This is a genomic window from Ensifer sp. 38_S197, assembly GCF_056924495.1.
The window spans coordinates 1,268,585-1,284,783 of the sequence record NZ_JBXOVZ010000001.1 but is presented as its reverse complement, the minus strand read 5'-3'; the positions used below and the strand labels follow the sequence as shown (position 1 = coordinate 1,284,783).

The window sequence follows — 16,199 nt, the reverse complement described above, 5'->3', positions numbered from 1 at the left end:
GGATTGACCACCGCAAGTTGTCAGGTACGTCTTCGCCACGGCGACATTGCGGGTCTCCGAGGGAACGCCGCCAGCGTCCCCGGGTGCGCAGTCGGCCTGTCGGCTATTGCCGGCATCGGAAACGGCATATCGAAGGAATGGCAAGTTTGGATTTCCTATGCAGCTTCGCTCATCGCTTCCCATTCCTGGCTGCCGGAATTCTGGATCGAGATCAGCATAAGCGAAGAAACTTTCGTGAAGAAACGATCACCGACATACTGATGGCAGGGCTCGTACCCTTCGAGCCGTTCGGGATCCGCGTCGATTTTCCCCGTGATGAGTCCATAACTGGCGAGGACATGGACTGGGAATTTGTGAATGAAAAGGCGACCGATGGGCGTCGGTATCTCCGCCTCCACATCCAGGCCAAGCGAGCCATCTCCAACAAGGGCAAAAAGCCGTACTGGTTTTATCGGGAACTCGATCATGCGTTGGTCCCGCCTGTAACAAGTGGAGGCAGCGGTGCGACCGGCGCCCCGGCTACGCCTCCACCAGCCAAACAGTATGGGTTGCAGCACACGGCCCTCCTAAATGAATCCGCGAAGATCCCAGGCTGCGTGCCGATATACATGCTCTATAATCCTGGCGCAGCGGAAGATCCGAAAAGCGGTGCATTACCTGCGGTCGAAGGAGTAAATTGGATCTTCGCCGACAAGATCGCTAAGAAGGTCACTCCGGGCCGATGGCCGGTAGAGGCGAAGAAACTGACGACGTTGCGGCCGCATTTCCATCCGCTGTCGAAGCTTCTGTGCTCTGGCCGCTCCAATTTCATGGCATTCCCATCGAACGCACGACCACGCTTCGCGCTGATTTTCGATCAGCCAGCGTGTCCAACACCGGGTGAGCTGAGCGATCGGCTAAATGAGCTGCGCCCTCTCGCGGACGGGGCCAAAGTTGATCTACCGCCGGTCGAGGCCGTGCAGGATATCCCTTTAATTACTCTGGAGGCGATTCGCTCAGCCGGTGGTACAAGCAAAGGGAGAGCGGAAATCCCAAGACCACGCATCATTTTCAACTCCGGCGAATACTAGTGCGCTTAACGCCCGTCAATCCAGGGGCATATTGGTGTGAGCAGACTGAAGAAAGCACTCGCCGGGCCACTGTCAATCGGCGCGGAATGTTGACCCCTTATCGGCGTCCAATCTTCACCCCCCTGTAGACGATCAGCGCTTGGCCTGCCCGGCGCTGGCCGGAGTTGCAGAGGGTAGGCCAAGTGCGGGTGATGGGTATCTTTGGCTTTAGCTTTGAGAGCGGTTCTTGAAGCGCCAGGACTCGTTTCCTGTTTCCACGATCTCGCAGTGATGGGTCAGGCGGTCGAGGAGTGCCGTCGTCATCTTGGCATCACCAAACACCGATGGCCATTCGCCGAAGGCAAGGTTCGTGGTGACGATGATCGAGGTGCGCTCGTAGAGCCGACTGATCAGGTGGAAGAGGAGCTGGCCCCCTGCCTGCGCGAACGGCAGATAGCCGAGTTCATCGAGGATGATAAAGTCGAGGCGTGTAAGGTAGTCCGCCGTCCGCCCTTGCTTGCCGTTGCGCGTTTCTGTTTCCAACCGATTGACCAGATCGACAACGTTGAAGAAGCGGCCACGTGTGCTGTTGCGGATGAGAGCACGGGCAATCGCGATGGCCAGATGGCTCTTGCCGGTTCCCGTGCCGCCGACGAGGACGACGTTGCGCTGGTCGGCCACAAAGGTGCCGGTAGCCAGTTCTCGGACCAGGGGTTCATTCACGGGCGTGTCGGCAAAGTCGAAGTCGTCGATATCCTTTGCCAACGGCAGCTTAGCTGCGGGTTTCGGTAATTCGCGGACAGCGATTCCATTAAATCGCGGACAGCGTTTTCGCTAAATCCGGGACAGGGATTTCGCTAATTCCCGGACAGCGATTTCGGTAAATCCCGGACAGTTTTCTCGGCGACAAAAGATCGACTTTCGCCCGCGCCGTCTTTGTCATTCTGCACCTCGATTTGAGCGAGGTGGGGTGAATGGCGAGACGGAAGCAGGCGAGACTTACGAGTGTGAAGGACATTCGATCGATTTTGAGACTGGCGCACGAACAAGGGCTTTCTGTTCGGGCGATATCGGAACGGCTGAAGATCAGCAAAACGACCGTGTCGACCTACCTTCTGCGGGCTCGGGAAGAGGGTCTGTCATGCTGGCCCCTGCCGCCCGGCCTTGATGACGACGCCGTTTTGCAGCGTCGCCTGTTCCACCGCCGCGGGCGGCCGCCGCAGGATCTGGACGAGCCCAGTTGGGCGAACATCGCCAGCGAGCTGAAGCGCAAAGGGGTGACGCTGACACTGCTATGGCAGGAATATCGCGAGCGGCACCCGAATGGCTATGGATACACATGGTTCTGCGAGCGGTTTGCCGCTTTCGAACAGCGAGCCAATGCGACTTTCCGCAATCGCCACACCGCCGGCGCGGCGATACAGACGGATTATGCCGGACAGACCGTGGCCATCATCGATCCTCTAAGCGGCGAGATCCGGCCGGCGCAGATCTTCGTCGCGGTGCTGCCGGCGTCGCTCTTGACCTTTGCCTATGCGAGCTTCAGCCAGAGGCTGCCGGACTGGATCGAGGGCCAGCAACGGGCGCTGAGCTTCTTCGGCGGCGTGCCGAAAGCCATCGTCTGCGACAATCTGAAGGCGGGCGTTGCCAAGCCCTTGTGGTTCGAGCCGACGATCAACGCGACGTTTGCGGCCTTCGCCGAGCATTACGACACGACGGTCCTGCCTGCTCGTCCAAAACGGCCAAAGGACAAGGCGAAGGTGGAAGGCAGCGTCCTCATCGTCGAGCGCTGGATCCTGGCGCGGCTGCGCAACGAGCACTTCTTCAGCCTTGCCGACCTCAACATCCGGATCAGCCAGCTTCTCGACGATCTCAACAATCGGCCGATGCGCCGCATCGGCAAGTCCCGGCGTCGGCTCTTCGAGGAGATCGAACGCGCGGCACTTGCGCCGCTTCCGGCAACCGCCTTCGAATATGCCGAATGGAAATCGGCGAAGGTCCATCCCGACTACCATGTCGAGGTCGATAAGGCCTTCTACTCTGTGCCGCATCGCCTGATCGGCCGGCAGGTCGAGGTTCGCTTGACCTCCCGGATCGTCGAAGTCTTCCACGATCACAAGCGTGTCGCCAGCCACCGCCGCACCTCGCAGCGCGCCGGGCACGTCACCGTCAGCGAGCACATGCCGAAGACGCATCAGCACTACGCCAACACCACGCCGGCGAGCCTGATCAAGCAGGCCGCGAAGGTCGGCGGCAATACGGCGATTCTGGTCGAGCGGCTGATGCGCGACAGGCCGCATCCGCAGCAGGGATACCGCGCCGCGCAGGGCGTTCTGTCACTCTCGCGTCGCTACGGCCCCGAGCGTCTCGAGGCGGCATGCGAACGGGCGCTGACGATCAATGCGCTCAGCTATTCGTCCGTCAGCACCATCCTCAAATCCGGTCTCGATCAGGCTCCGCCCGCCGCCGAGCCGGTTAAGCCCGCTCCTCCACACAACAACATCCGCGGCAGCTCCTATTACCAGTGAAGAAAGGAAGCCTCTCAATGCTCACTCATCCAACCCTCGACCAGATGATCGCGCTCGGCCTGTCCGGCATGGCGACAGCTTATCGCGAACTGAGCGACCAGCCGCAGGGCAACGATCTCAGCCGCGATGAATGGCTCGGCCTGATGCTCGACCGGGAGATCGCCGTTCGTGCCGACAAGCGCCTGACCAATCGGCTGGTAACCGCCAAACTGCGCTTCCCCGACGCCTGTATCGAGAACATCGACTTCGCCGCAACACGGGGGCTCGACCGTCGGCAAATCCTCTCGCTCGCGCAAGGAGCCTGGCTCAAAGCCCATGAACATCTGATCCTCACCGGACAAACGGGAACAGGCAAAACCTGGCTCGCCTGCGCCATCGGACGACAGGCCGCGCGGCTCGACTATTCCGTTCTCTATGTCCGCATGCCCAGGCTCTTCGAAGATCTGGCGCTCGCCCGTCTCGACGGCCGCTTCCCACGACTGGTCGACAAGCTCGCCCGCGTCCAACTGCTGATCCTCGACGATTGGGGCACGCATGCCCTCACCGATCAGCAGAGGCGCGATCTCCTGGAAATCTTCGAAGAGCGCTATCGCAGGAAATCGACCCTCATCACCGCGCAACTGCCGGTCGCCCAATGGCATGAGATGATCGGCGAGCCGACGATCGCCGACGCTATTCTCGATCGTATCGTTCACAACGCCCATCGAATTGCCCTCGAAGGCGACAGCATGCGAAAACCAAAATCACGGCTGCTCTTGACCACAACGCAAAACGACGAAATCAATAGCCGCTGACATCAACCAGGCGGACGAAAGTCGATCCCGTGAAACTGTCCGGGAATTAATGAAACGACTGTCCGCGATTTACCGGAATCGGTGTCCCGTTAATCCGAAATCCGCAGCTTAGCGATGCTGAGCTGGTAGCGGATGGATCGGGCCTGCTTCTCGGCGATCTCCGACTGCAGGAGATCACCGACGATGCGTGGCGGTTCGTGCTGCCGTTTGATGCCGTTGCCCATGACCTCATCATAGGCGCTTCGCATTCCGTAGAGCTTCAGCGTGCTCATCAGTTCGAGAACCTGCGTGCGTTCCATCAACTTACCCTCCTGAGCCTGTCGTAACGGGCGCAGTCGGCGACCGGCTCATGGGCAAGCCGAAGCGCATCCGGGATTTGCAGGGGTGCAGCAGGAGCCGGATCGCGGCTTCGCGCCAGAATGTTGATGATCACCGAGGCCGAGCAGACGCTGTGATCGAGCGCTTCCTGGCAGGCAGCCTCAACGGCGGTAAGACCATCAGCAGGAACACATCCGAGTATGCTGACCATCTGCCGATCACCATCATCGACGCTCTTCAGTCGCTTGCGAACCTTTTCCATCGCGGCAGGCAAAACCCATTCCCGGAACGGAGCGCCGTTGCGCAAGGCACCGGGTTTGCGAGCGAGGACAGGGACATAGTGCCAGGGATCATAGACGGTCTCGCCACGGCCGAAGCTGCGTTGGTGCTCAGCGACCGTCACTCCATCCTGTTTGATGACGACCCGATCAGCATAGGCATGGACCTCGACAGGGCGGCCGACGGCAGTCGATAGAACCGAGTATTTGTTGTTGTCGAAGCGGACGGTGCAGGTTTTGGATACTGACGCTGGCACACAATGGAAGCCGTCGAACGGCCCCACATAGCGCACGAGGCAGCCGCGTTCGGCCTCGAACATCTGCCAGATCGTCTGTCCCGTCTGTTCGGGATGGCTATGGGCCTTGGCATAGGCAACGCATTTGTCGAGCAGCCAGACATTCAGTTCCTCCAGGCTTTTGACCCTGAGGCGTGGTGTGAAGAACCGCTCGCGCACGAGGCCGACCTGGTTCTCGACCTGTCCTTTCTCCCAGCCGGATGCTGGCGTGCAGGCTACGGGATGGACGAGATAATGGCTGCACATCTGCAGGAAACGGCGATTGTAGAGCCGTTCCTTGCCGATAAAGACGGACTCGACCGCCGTCTTCATGTTGTCGTAGATCCCGCGCGTGCAGGTGCCACGGAAGAAGTCGAAGGCCTTGTCGTGCGCGTCGAAGACCATCTCCTGGCTCTCACGCATATAGGCCCGCGCGAACATCATCCGACTGTGGCAGAGCCGTACATGGGCGACCTTCACCGTCGTCGTCACGCCCTGGATCAGGACGATCTCATGGCTCCAGTCGAACTGATAGGCTTCACCAGGTGCATAATAGAGCGGCACGTAGGCTTCCGCCGTCACGGCACCCCGGTCCTTCGACCATCCCTTCGCATAGCGCCGGATCGCATCGTAGCTGCCGTCGTAACCCAACGCCCGAAGCTCTTCGTAAATCCGGATCAGCGTCAGCCGTTCACGAGATGGCTTGCCTTCATTCGCGGCCAGGAAGCGCTCGATCTCACCTTTCCACCGACCAGTTTTCGGTAAAGGTTGCCGCTCTCGCTCGTAGGAAAAGTCCGTCTCATCAGATCGCAGTATCTTGCGGACAGTGTTGCGGGAAACATGCAGCTCCCGGACGATCTTCTTCACTGACCAGCCCTGCACATGGAAGGCCCGGCGAACACGCGCAATCGTATCCACTCGCTTCAACTCCCCCTCCATCCGTCAGCAAAAGACGGATGGTCAGACGAAACAGGTGGGGGGTCAAAATTGGACGCCGGTCACCCCGCCAGAGGGGTCAATATTCCACGCCGAAACACATGTTCCGCTGCGGATGTGCCGAAAAGCCTCTTTCAGGCCAATTCACGGGAATGCGCCGGTTTCAACGAGTGGTGAGCAGTCAATATCGATTGAGCGGAGGACAACTCGTTCCTATGTCGAGAAACAACAACTAACCCAGCATCCCGAGAGACATGGGCTTCGGCCGGTTGGGGCAAAAAGCCGGCGCAAGCCGGTTTTTTCATAACCGACGCGGCTCGATCAGGCGATCAACGTCGGCTTCTGGCGGAGAATGGCGGCGAAGTCGACCAATCCCAGACGCGCCAAAGCGTCGATGAAATCGTTGACCGATGGCAATGACGTTCGAAGGTTGCGCCGGGCGCGGGCAGCGCTGTCGGTCAGAGCATCCGGATGTCGAGCATAGAGGTCGACAAGGAAGGCGTCGGGCGAGATGCAGGCGATGCCATGCGGCTTCAGGGCTTTCGCCGGGAAATCCTTCTTGTTCCAGCTCACGATGAGCGTGGCCTTGCCGGCGATGGCAGCGGCCAGGACATGCCGGTCATCGGGATCGGGTAATTCGAGGCCGGCAACAAGGGGTTCGTAGCCGCCGACATCGGCCTCGGGCAAAACTTGCTTCATCCGATCCCGCGTCGCCAGGAGCCGGCCGACGGTTACGCTGGGCGCGTTCGCGACGAGATTGCGAATCCATTCGGCATGAATCTCGTCGGTCCAGCGCGCATCGAAGAGACCGTCAAATGCGGCTTGGATAAGCACGTTGCGGAGGTGAAAGGGATAGAGAACGCAGGCATCGAGGACCGCGACGAGCGGTTTAAAGGCCATGGGTGCCGATCAGATCCTCTGTATCCGCCGTCAAGGCATCCATCGTCTTCTGGCGGGTATCCAGTTTCGCCTTGAGCGCCAGGACATCCTTGAGCGCAGCACGCCGATGCTTGCCGACATAACGGAAGGGAAGATCGCCGCGATCCATGCGCAAGACGACGAGGGGCCGCGAGAGACCGAGGATTTCGGAGGCTTCGGTCGGGCTGAGTTCCTGCTCTTCGGTGAGGACAGCGACGCGCTCCCCGCGGAGTAGCCCTTCGATCAACGTCTCGACCGCATCGGCGGCGACCGGCGGCAGGGGCATCAGTTGATCCTGCCCGTCCTGGCGTCGAACATGCAGCTCGAAGCGATCGCCAGCCGCCAGTTTCGGCAAGTTCGCGACTTTTTTCCGATCCCGGTCGGACAGACCGGCAAATTTAACGACGTGGCTGGCCATGGTTCAATCTCCTGACCGCCAATATAGGGAAGAGCCATCCTAACTGCAATAACTGAAAATTGTCGCCTGAAAGATAGATCTATCACCGCCCACATTCCGAAGCTGCCGGGTGGGAAGGGAGCGCGAGGGATGGGGCTTTGGGGCATCCTCGTCCTGGTCCGCGCCGCTCGATGCGGCAAGGGACAGGCAAACGGCAAGCGCCGGCGATCCGCCTTAAGACCTCACAAACATGAAGGGTATTGCGCCGCCTCTTTCGGCGGCGCATTGGCCTGCCTGCTCACGCCTTCAGCGCCGCCATTCTTTCGCCGAGCAGCCAAAGGGCCTTGTTGAGCTTGATATCCTGATCGATGCCGTTGACGGCGCGGGACTTCACACGGCGCGGCCTGCCGAGATCGTCGCGGCCAACGCCTCTCAACCCGCCTTTGACGGCGTTTTCCTGAACCACGTTCCAGACGGTCCAGAGATCGTTTGCACGATCGTCGTGGCGGCGGGGCACAAGCAACTGTTGCGCCTTGATCGGCGTCGTGGTCTCGCCTTCGTTGTCTCCGAAGCGCAGCACATGGGCGGCGTCGGCGAGAATGTCGGCTTCCTCATGGTTCAGTCGCAAGGTTGACCAATCCTGCGGCGCGGCAAGGGTTCGCTCGGCCTCGCCGAGAACACGATAGGTGCCTTCGATGACCTTGTGCTGGACGTCGCCGGAATGGCGAACCTTGATCGCGTCGATGGTGCCGGTCTGCGTCACCAAGGAATTGAGGCAACGGACGCGAAAAAGCCCGGCCATGAGCTCGTAAGCGCTCGTTCCGTCATTGGCATTCTTGAGCAGGATTTCGCAAACGGTGTCTCCGACATTGTAGACCTTGCCGTCGTCCATGCGGCGCAGGCGGATAAGGTGCTTGGTGAAATCTGCCTTGCCCTCGGTACGGCTGCGCGACTGCTTGGCCCCGACCGGCATGAAGCCTTCGTTCATCAGGCCGCGCAACACCTCGATGGTCGGAATGGGTTTGAAACGCTCGGACCGGCTCTCATGGGCGGTCACGGCAAAGATCGACGGCGCGGCGCGGCGCATTTCGGATTCCGTCATGGCACGACCGGTGTCGAAACGGGCGGTCTGGGTGTAGATGCTCATTTTCTGTCTCCTGATGTTCCCATTTCCCGAAGGGAAAGGCCCCTTTCGGGCGAAGCCTCCCCGGTCTTCCGGGGGAATGGCCTCTGACATTCCCCGGGACAGAGGGGGGAGGGCATAGCCCGCCCCACGGCGGAGAACGGGACTGTCAAGTGGCGTGGCGCGGAAGGTGGGGGATCTTCTCGGGTCCGCTCGCGGACTGGCGCGGAAGATCATCCACCTTCACGGGCCGCTTGACCGGCCGGTTACTGCTGTCATGGGGGCGGAAACATATAGAGACGGTTCGGGACGAACCTCAGAGCCGGGGGCGTGAGCCACCGACGGGACAAGCGATCGTTACCGGAATTGGCGGAGACGGCCGAAGGCTGGCTCCGTGCCCGCGGCATAGAGCGCGGCCGCCCAGCCCGGGCGGTGGCTCGGGAGAGCCGATACCAAGCTAATTTCGGTTTGTTTGTTATAACATACCTTCTCCCGAGCCGCACCAGCGACCACCGGAGCGGACCATCCACAGCAGCGCGCGTAAGAACAGCCGGTTGTTCTTACCCGGACGGCGCTTCCCTTTCGCGCCGCCTGGCACAAGTCCCCTGAGACGTTCCCACTCATCATCCCCAAGCGCATCGCAACCCATGGCCAATCTCTGAAATTAGCCTTGATGAGCGCCTCCGGCGGGAACCCAAATCGTTAAATCGTCACCCACCCTCAAACGTGCGACCCTTGTTGGCTGAAGGCGGGCGGGGCCTTGGCCTATTCACAAGCGTCGAACCAAGGTGCAATCCACTTAGCGTAACCTTATCCGTTTTCCGTACCCCTCCGCATACCTTCCCTGGCGCTTAACCCTCTGTTCAGGAAAAACCACGTTGGTGGTCAGCGCTGCTTTGTTCGCCATTGTGATTTCGGGGTCGGATGTCCGTCCACTGGAGCAGTGACGTGGCAAATGCGATCGGCTCAATTGCCGTTCACACCTGCGGAATGAATCCGCGGTTTTCCATTACCTGTACTTCAATGCTTTGGCGCTTCGCACCCCGAGTAGGTGCGTGGCTGGCCACGCATTCGAATCCGAACCCCTCCGCCAATGTCGCGGAAATTCCTCCCGTTTTCCGAGGCGGAGGAAACGGAATGAATTCTTGATTAATCGCGACCCAGACGTCTGCGCTTACAGTTTGGAGGTAGTTATAGTGAAACGACCAAGTGTGAAACTTTCCCTCATCGGTTCTGCTGCCGGGATGGTTCTCTTAACCGCGGTCCTCTCTTGGGTATCCATCCGTTCGCTCTCGGCGATCGACGTCAAAAGTGACGAGATTGTCGACAACTGGATGCCAAGCATCGAGCGCTCGAAAGAAATGGATACGGCACTTTCCGATTTGAGAGTGGCCTTTAACCGCAGAGCTTTGGCCGCCACTGTTCAGGAAGAGGGAGAGGCCGAGAAGCTGGTTGAGGCGGAGAAAGCCCGCTTTTCCAAGGTCGTCGACGACTACGCAAGCTTGGCGACCGAGCCTGGCGAAAAGGCGGAGCTGTCGACGATAAGGGAAAAACAGACCACGCTTTTTGAAGCCGGGACCAAGCTCACGGCGGCCATGATCGAAGGCAATAGAGACATTGCCAAGCGGATTCTGGTCGAGGAAATGAGGCCTTATTTCTTGGAAATTGCCAAGGCGATCGATATGATCGTCGCGGTCAACAAAGAGGGCGCGGCCCGCTCTGGCCAGACGATTCAGCAAATGCTGGAGGAAGCTCTGCGTTTCGTCTATTTCCTCTGCGGGATCGCTCTCGCTATCGGAATTGGCGCCATCGGCTTTGCTGTAGCCGGTATCGCCAACCCCATCAGCCGCATTACGGCCGCGATGCGCAATCTTGCATCCGGCGATGCCGCGTCGATGATCCCCTTCGCCGGCCGCCGGGACGAAATCGGCGCGATGGCCGAGGCCGTCGAAGTCTTTCGCCAGAACGCACTCGCCAATGCACGCATGGAACAGGAAGCGGCCCAGTCCCGGAGCGCGCAGGATGCGGAACGGGCTGACGTTCAGCGTCGCACCGAGAGCGAAGCCGAGGCTCTGCGATTTGCATCGGAAAATCTGGCCGCCGGCCTGAAGCAGCTTGCCGGTGGCGACCTCGCTTTCCAGCTCAATGAGGCGTTTGCGCCGGACTTCGAGCCGCTACGCCAGGACTTCAACCAGTCGGTCCGCCAGCTCGGCGCAGCACTTGGCTCGATTGCCGAAAGCATCGGCACGATGGACAACGGCACCCGCGAGATCGCGGCTGGCGCACAGGATCTCTCCAAGCGGACCGAGCAACAGGCTGCCTCGCTCGAGGAGACCGCAGCGGCTCTCGACCAGATCACCGCCAATGTTGGCTTGTCGACGAAGCGGACCGAGGAAGCGCGAACCGTCGCAAGTCAGGCGAACCAGAGTGCCACGAAGTCGGCCGAGGTGGTTTCCCATGCGGAGGAGGCGATGCGGAGGATTGAGGAAAGCTCCCAGCAGATCTCCAATATCATTGGCGTCATCGACGAGATCGCCTTCCAGACGAACCTTTTGGCCCTCAATGCCGGCGTCGAGGCGGCACGTGCAGGTGACGCCGGCAAAGGATTTGCCGTCGTCGCTCAGGAAGTGCGCGAGCTTGCACAGCGTTCCGCCCAGGCTGCAAAAGAAATCAAGGGGCTGATCCGCAACTCAACGACCGAAGTCGAAAGTGGCGTGAAGCTCGTGCGCGATACCGGCGAGGCTCTGAATGTCATTGGCGGCTTCATCGGTCAAATCAACGGCCATATGAACGCAATCGCCGTTTCCGCGAAGGAGCAATCCACGGGGCTTGCCGAAATCAACACGGCGGTCAATTCGATGGACCAGAGCACGCAGCAGAATGCGGCCATGGTGGAGCAATCGACCGCAGCTGCGTCGAGCCTGGCGCAGGAGGCGACCAAGCTCCGCGACCTTATCGCCGGCTTCAAGCTCGATGGGGCGTCTCGGCCACGTGCCGCGAACCGTACGAGCGTACCTGTCGCCTCTCCGGCGCACGTTCTCGGCAACAAGGTGGCCCGCGCCTTCGGCGGCAAGGGAGCAGCGGCGGCTGCCGTCAATGAATGGGCGGAATTCTGATGAAAGTGGACACCGTGGCTCCCGGTCAGGCAACGGCGCTGGAAAACATCGCCTTCCACCTCGGCGATCAGCAGTTTTGCATCAAAACGACCTCGATTAGGGAAATCCGGGGATGGGCAGCGGCTACGCCGCTGCCCCACGCTCCGTCCCATGTCCTTGGGGTGATGAACCTGCGCGGCTCCGTTATCCCGTGATCGACCTTGCGGCAAAGCTCGGTGTCAACAGCGCCGTCGATACGAGCCGGAGTGCGATTCCGACATCCTCTCGATCAGCAGCAACAAAATACTATCTGTGCCGGAATTCGGCACCGCCTCCGATCCACCTTTTCGCACGGCATCATCCCCCTGGAACACGGCATGGTCTGTTTCATCAACCTCGATCACATGTTCGCCAGCCTCGATAACACGGCGAGTGCCGCCTAGATCGCCCCCGGCGTGACCTCTCCCTCATTGTAAAACCAAATAGAGAATTAACAGATGTCCCATCAAACAGCACTTCCACCTCGTGAGAGAATACACATGACCGGTTCAGTTGAACTCTCAAGGGTACTCAGCGATGCCGAGATTCACGCGGCGTTGGAACGCGAGCGTGAGGACATGCGCCAGATAGCCAACTATCTGGAGGCACTCTGTGCCAGGCTCGCTCGGGACGCCAACGGCGGACCGCCTTTGTCGATCGTCGCGGAAAGCCCGCGGACAAACGTAGCGCAAACGGCATAGGCCAATCTTCGCCGCCACGGACGCCAGATATGTAGCCCCCGACCTGCCACTCCTATTTCCGGACTCTTTATGTCGTTCAACAAGACCCCCAAACGCGTCCGAGCGCAGACCTATTCCGTTATTGCGGTGACGGTTTGTTTCGTCGCTGTCGCTCTCGTGCTCACCGCTTTTGTGGGGCGTGTCGTTACCAGGATGACTAACTCTGCAAACAAAATCGATGATGCCCGCGCCAGCCATATGACCAACACAGTGGTCGCTGAGCTATCAGAACGAATCAGTACCGCTACAAGGGACAACGCTGTCTGGAACGTTATCTCTCCCGCCATTGGTTCTAATAGCGCCGCAGACCTCGCCTACGAGAACTGGGGAAAAACGAGCGAGAATTATTCGTTCTATGACGGCGAGATTGTAAGCGGACCCCATGGCGCCATTGTCTCCGCGCACGCGAAGGGGCAACCAGTCCAGCCGCACGATTATTTCGGGGATGCCTTCAGACGGCAGGTCGAGCTCGCCGCAGATCCGGGGCAGGAACCGGTGGTCAATTTCTTCAAGACAAAAACTGGTGTGGCGCTGGTCGCCTCGCAGGCACTCCAGCCCACTGAAGCCAACTCCAAACTTCCTAAGCTCAGCGTCTTGAGCCTTTACAAGGAGCTTACACCGGACGTCCTCGACGCACTCGCGGAAGAGCATGAACTGGACGGTCTGCGGCTTCAATCAATGCCCGAACCCGGTCTTCTGAGCGCCGTTATCAAGGATAGGCAAGGCGTCGCCATTTCCTACCTCGTCTGGCCGAGTAGGGCTCCTGGAAACGCCGTTTTCAACGAGGTCTATCCCGACGTGGTTTCCGCGGCCGGTATCCTGGCCTTGTTTCTGGTGGCTGTCCTGCTGGCCGGCGTGTCTGAGGCGAGACGTCTGCGCCGACTTGTAGATGCAGCCCGCTTTGAAGCAACTCACGACGGCCTGAGCGGCTTGCTCAACAGACACGGGGTACTCAGTACACTGGAGCAATTGGAGAGTGACGCTACAGTTTGGCTTTATCTGATCGATCTCGATGGTTTCAAGGCCGTCAACGACGCCTGGGGACATGCGGTTGGGGACGAGTTGATCCGCATTGTCGCCAACGCGCTACAGACTTGCCATCCGGATGTCCTGGTTGCCGCACGGCTTGGTGGCGACGAGTTCGCACTGTTGCAGGTTGGATCGGTTGGCCGCCGCGAGATAGAAGAAGCAATCCTCGCGCTCTTTGTCGCGCCGTTCAGAATTGAGGGGCGGACAATCGAAGTTGGGGCAAACATCGGAGTGGCGGCTCGAATCGGGAATGTAACGCCGTTGGAGCTGCTTCGCAGAGCCGACATGGCACTCTACCGCGCCAAGGAGAACGGCAGGGGCCAGGCGTCTGCGTATGATTTGGAGCTTGATCGAGAACGGCAGCGCGTCGCTAAGCTGGAAGGCGAACTGAGAACGGCCATAGAAAACGGAGCAATCGAGCCTCTTTTTCAACCGCTTGTTTCCGCTTCGACTGGTGCAACCATCGGCGTTGAGGCGCTGGCGCGATGGCGGAGCACGGCCGGCAGCATCAGTCCGGAGGTCTTCATTCCGCTCGCCGAAAAGTCCGGTCTTATCGATGCGCTCGGCACCCACATGTTGCGAACCTCGGTCCGCCATGCAAGGAGCTGGCCGAATCTAACCTTGTCGGTCAACGTCTCGCCAATTCAGTTGTGCAATCCGGACTTTGCCGCGCACGTGAGTGCGGTGCTCCGGGAGGCCGATTTCGATCCCAAACGCCTTACTCTGGAGATAACCGAGGGCGTACTAATGTCAAACCCCGAACAGGCGCGCCGGTCGATAGACCAGCTCCGGCAGGTTGGTATCAAGTTCGCGCTTGACGATTTCGGCTGCGGCTACGCAAGCATCGGCGCCTTGCGCCAGTTTGGCTTCGATCGCATGAAGATCGACCGCTCGCTTGTGTCGGGCGTGGAGGAGAGCGCCAATGGGATTGATGTTCTTCGGGCGACGGTGGCCTTGGCAATGGCCCTCGACATCCCCGTTACCGCCGAGGGTATCGAGAACACGCACCAGGCATCGATCTTGCGGGACACCGGCTGCGACCAGTTACAGGGCTATCTCGTCGGCAGGCCGATGTCCGCCCAGGAGATTTCGAGAAAGCTAACGCAACAAGATTTCGATAATTGCGACCGGGCTGCGGTAGGCGGCAAAGGTGATTGAGCTTGCACATAGAACGTGACTAGACAATTTTATCCGATACAACAGAAAACTAAATTGTCACGCGGTTCCAAGCTGCCCGAACGGATTGTTGGTTTGCTCAATGGCTTCTGAACTTTTTCCAATGAGTTTGCTGCGCCGATCTGCTCTACTCCAAACTTCCCGGCTTTCCTATGAACAATAATTCCCACACCACAGAGCGATGCACCGGTACAAACCTCCAAAGCATGGTCGATACATTGGCTGGAGTTGCTCGGCTTGAGGCATCGCCCGTTGCAACGACTGAAGGCTTTAGTTGGGCCGGTGATGGATGGTCTAACGGAACAGTTACGTTTGCCGAATTGGCATGTAATACCGAATTTTACTGTCGGCCAACCTCAGACGCCCCGGCGTGGCTTATGGTTTACGTTCCCCGCGACGGTGTTTGCGGCATGAGGCGGGGGGACATCCAGGCAATAGCGTCGCCCGGCCAAATACTGCTTGGACACAATCATGAGTCAAGCGACTTTCTCGCGGGAGGAATCCTTCACAGATCAGAGACGCTTTCCATAGATTGGAATTTGATTTCAAAGGCATTCGTAGAATTCTTTGACGCTCCCTTGAGCGGATCGCTAGGCCTGCCTCCGGTGATCGACGACTCGAGCATGTCAGGCCCTCTGTTCAGAAATTTGGTTGAGACGTTGACCTCGGGTTTGCGTGAAGACGGTGGCTTGCGCCACTCGCCTTTGGCGATGGCGAGTCTCACCGAGGGATTTGCTCATTTGCTGATTGGGTCGATGCAGCACTGTTATTCCACACAACTGGAGCAGCGGAAATTCACACCAGCGCCGTGGCACGTTCGCCGCGCCGTAGATTTCATGCAGGCGCATATCGGAAAGCCGATCACGATTTCCACAGTGGCTCAATCAATCAATGTCTCAGTTCGTGCGCTAGAAAAGGGATTTCGTACTTTCAAGGGCACGACACCGGCAAGTTACCTGAGGGCATTGCGGGTACAAGCCGCCAGGAAAGACCTTCTCGACCCGTCAAATCGACAGAGCGTCAAGGCTATTTGTCTGAAATGGGGCTTCTTCCATGCTGGTCGCTTTTCGGCATTCTACAAGTCTGTCTACGGAGAGACACCGCAGGCTACGAAAGAGCGGCAATCTCGCAAATAGCGGCTGTGCTGGTATTCAGGAGTCAAGACGCCACTCACCGTCGGCCAACCAGTTCCGGCGAGTGTGAAGGAAAATATGCAACGCCACCGTAAGAAAAATCTCTCGGTCACAATCATCGAGTAGACAAGCCCTGACTGATCGAAACTGTATTTGGCGCGCTTTCGTTGATTTCGCCTGTCATCGTTGATGTGTCATGTCAACGATGACAGTCAAAAGCTTCAGTCGGCGAGGCAAAACAGAGAAGCTCGTGGCCATCAAGAAGGATCGAAAACTGAGAGCTCTTAGTCTGCCTTAGCGGGATCTATAGTAAGCGGGTAGGTCACCCCACGTATCTTTAAGGCCGCTGAGCGCGCATTCTCTGCATGAGT

At 59.1% G+C, this 16,199-nt stretch carries 10 protein-coding genes and 5 pseudogenes; 8 read left to right on the top strand and 7 right to left on the bottom strand.

Features of this window, described 5'->3' with window-relative positions:
• The first annotated feature begins 137 nt into the window (after positions 1-137).
• Positions 138-1,070, top strand: a complete 933-nt coding sequence (locus AC1Z3V_RS05880; RefSeq protein WP_483497771.1) for a DUF6615 family protein — start codon at positions 138-140, stop codon at positions 1,068-1,070.
• 207 nt (positions 1,071-1,277) lie between these two features.
• On the opposite strand, the pseudogene istB (AC1Z3V_RS05875) reads toward AC1Z3V_RS05880, so the two are convergent.
• Positions 1,278-1,826, bottom strand: a pseudogene (istB, locus tag AC1Z3V_RS05875) (IS21-like element helper ATPase IstB); the annotation flags it as partial.
• Positions 1,827-2,023: 197 nt separating this feature from the next.
• Here istB (AC1Z3V_RS05875) and istA (AC1Z3V_RS05870) point away from each other — a divergent pair.
• The gene (gene istA / locus AC1Z3V_RS05870; protein ID WP_483497769.1) at positions 2,024-3,577 is read left to right on the top strand and encodes an IS21 family transposase; all 1,554 of its coding nucleotides are present in this window, start codon (positions 2,024-2,026) and stop codon (positions 3,575-3,577) included.
• A 17-nt stretch (positions 3,578-3,594) separates the two neighbouring features.
• The gene (istB, locus tag AC1Z3V_RS05865; RefSeq protein ID WP_483497768.1) at positions 3,595-4,371 is read left to right on the top strand and encodes an IS21-like element helper ATPase IstB; all 777 of its coding nucleotides are present in this window, start codon (positions 3,595-3,597) and stop codon (positions 4,369-4,371) included.
• Positions 4,372-4,466: 95 nt separating this feature from the next.
• Here the strand turns inward: istB (AC1Z3V_RS05865) and AC1Z3V_RS05860 are convergent.
• From AC1Z3V_RS05860 to AC1Z3V_RS05835, 6 genes and pseudogenes are all read right to left on the bottom strand, one after another.
• Positions 4,467-4,670: pseudogene (locus tag AC1Z3V_RS05860) on the bottom strand (IS21-like element helper ATPase IstB); the annotation flags it as partial.
• Positions 4,603-6,169, bottom strand: a pseudogene (istA, locus tag AC1Z3V_RS05855) (IS21 family transposase). The pseudogenes AC1Z3V_RS05860 and istA (AC1Z3V_RS05855), both read right to left, overlap by 68 nt.
• Before the next feature lie 330 nt (positions 6,170-6,499).
• Positions 6,500-7,078 (bottom strand): VapC50 family PIN domain-containing toxin, encoded by a 579-nt coding sequence (locus tag AC1Z3V_RS05850; RefSeq protein ID WP_483497766.1) that lies wholly within the window; start codon positions 7,076-7,078, stop codon positions 6,500-6,502.
• Positions 7,068-7,514: a MerR family transcriptional regulator gene (locus AC1Z3V_RS05845; RefSeq protein WP_483497765.1), complete on the bottom strand. Its 447-nt coding sequence runs from the start codon at positions 7,512-7,514 to the stop codon at positions 7,068-7,070. The genes AC1Z3V_RS05850 and AC1Z3V_RS05845 overlap by 11 nt, the downstream gene beginning before the upstream one ends.
• A gap of 277 nt (positions 7,515-7,791) precedes the next feature.
• On the bottom strand, positions 7,792-8,640 hold the full coding sequence (locus AC1Z3V_RS05840) for a DUF932 domain-containing protein (protein ID WP_483497763.1): 849 nt from the start codon (positions 8,638-8,640) through the stop codon (positions 7,792-7,794).
• A 478-nt stretch (positions 8,641-9,118) separates the two neighbouring features.
• Positions 9,119-9,265 (bottom strand): annotated as a pseudogene (locus tag AC1Z3V_RS05835) (IS5/IS1182 family transposase); the annotation flags it as partial.
• Positions 9,266-9,812: 547 nt separating this feature from the next.
• Between AC1Z3V_RS05835 and AC1Z3V_RS05830 the strand changes: the two are divergent.
• The 5 genes and pseudogenes from AC1Z3V_RS05830 (at position 9,813) to AC1Z3V_RS05810 (ending at position 15,831) form a co-directional block, all read left to right on the top strand.
• Positions 9,813-11,732, top strand: coding sequence for a methyl-accepting chemotaxis protein (locus AC1Z3V_RS05830; protein ID WP_483497762.1), 1,920 nt, complete (start codon positions 9,813-9,815; stop codon positions 11,730-11,732).
• Positions 11,732-12,154 (top strand): annotated as a pseudogene (locus tag AC1Z3V_RS05825) (chemotaxis protein CheW). Before AC1Z3V_RS05830 ends, AC1Z3V_RS05825 begins: the two are co-directional and overlap by 1 nt.
• Positions 12,155-12,250: 96 nt before the next feature.
• Entirely contained in the window at positions 12,251-12,451 is a 201-nt protein-coding gene (locus AC1Z3V_RS05820) for a hypothetical protein (protein ID WP_483497761.1), read from the top strand.
• Between the two features lie 69 nt (positions 12,452-12,520).
• The gene (locus tag AC1Z3V_RS05815) at positions 12,521-14,677 is read left to right on the top strand and encodes a putative bifunctional diguanylate cyclase/phosphodiesterase (protein WP_483497759.1); all 2,157 of its coding nucleotides are present in this window, start codon (positions 12,521-12,523) and stop codon (positions 14,675-14,677) included.
• Positions 14,678-15,300: 623 nt separating this feature from the next.
• Positions 15,301-15,831, top strand: a complete 531-nt coding sequence (locus AC1Z3V_RS05810) for a helix-turn-helix transcriptional regulator (protein WP_483497757.1) — start codon at positions 15,301-15,303, stop codon at positions 15,829-15,831.
• Positions 15,832-16,199: the final 368 nt, after the last annotated feature.

Coding starts and splice junctions, on each gene's coding strand:
- AC1Z3V_RS05845 (WP_483497765.1), bottom strand. CDS start 7,514: ATGGCCAGCCACGTCGTTAAATTTGCCGGTCTGTCCGACCGGGATCGG.
- AC1Z3V_RS05850 (WP_483497766.1), bottom strand. CDS start 7,078: ATGGCCTTTAAACCGCTCGTCGCGGTCCTCGATGCCTGCGTTCTCTAT.
- istA (WP_483497769.1), top strand. CDS start 2,024: ATGGCGAGACGGAAGCAGGCGAGACTTACGAGTGTGAAGGACATTCGA.
- AC1Z3V_RS05880 (WP_483497771.1), top strand. CDS start 138: ATGGCAAGTTTGGATTTCCTATGCAGCTTCGCTCATCGCTTCCCATTC.
- AC1Z3V_RS05840 (WP_483497763.1), bottom strand. CDS start 8,640: ATGAGCATCTACACCCAGACCGCCCGTTTCGACACCGGTCGTGCCATG.
- AC1Z3V_RS05820 (WP_483497761.1), top strand. CDS start 12,251: ATGACCGGTTCAGTTGAACTCTCAAGGGTACTCAGCGATGCCGAGATT.
- AC1Z3V_RS05815 (WP_483497759.1), top strand. CDS start 12,521: ATGTCGTTCAACAAGACCCCCAAACGCGTCCGAGCGCAGACCTATTCC.
- istB (WP_483497768.1), top strand. CDS start 3,595: ATGCTCACTCATCCAACCCTCGACCAGATGATCGCGCTCGGCCTGTCC.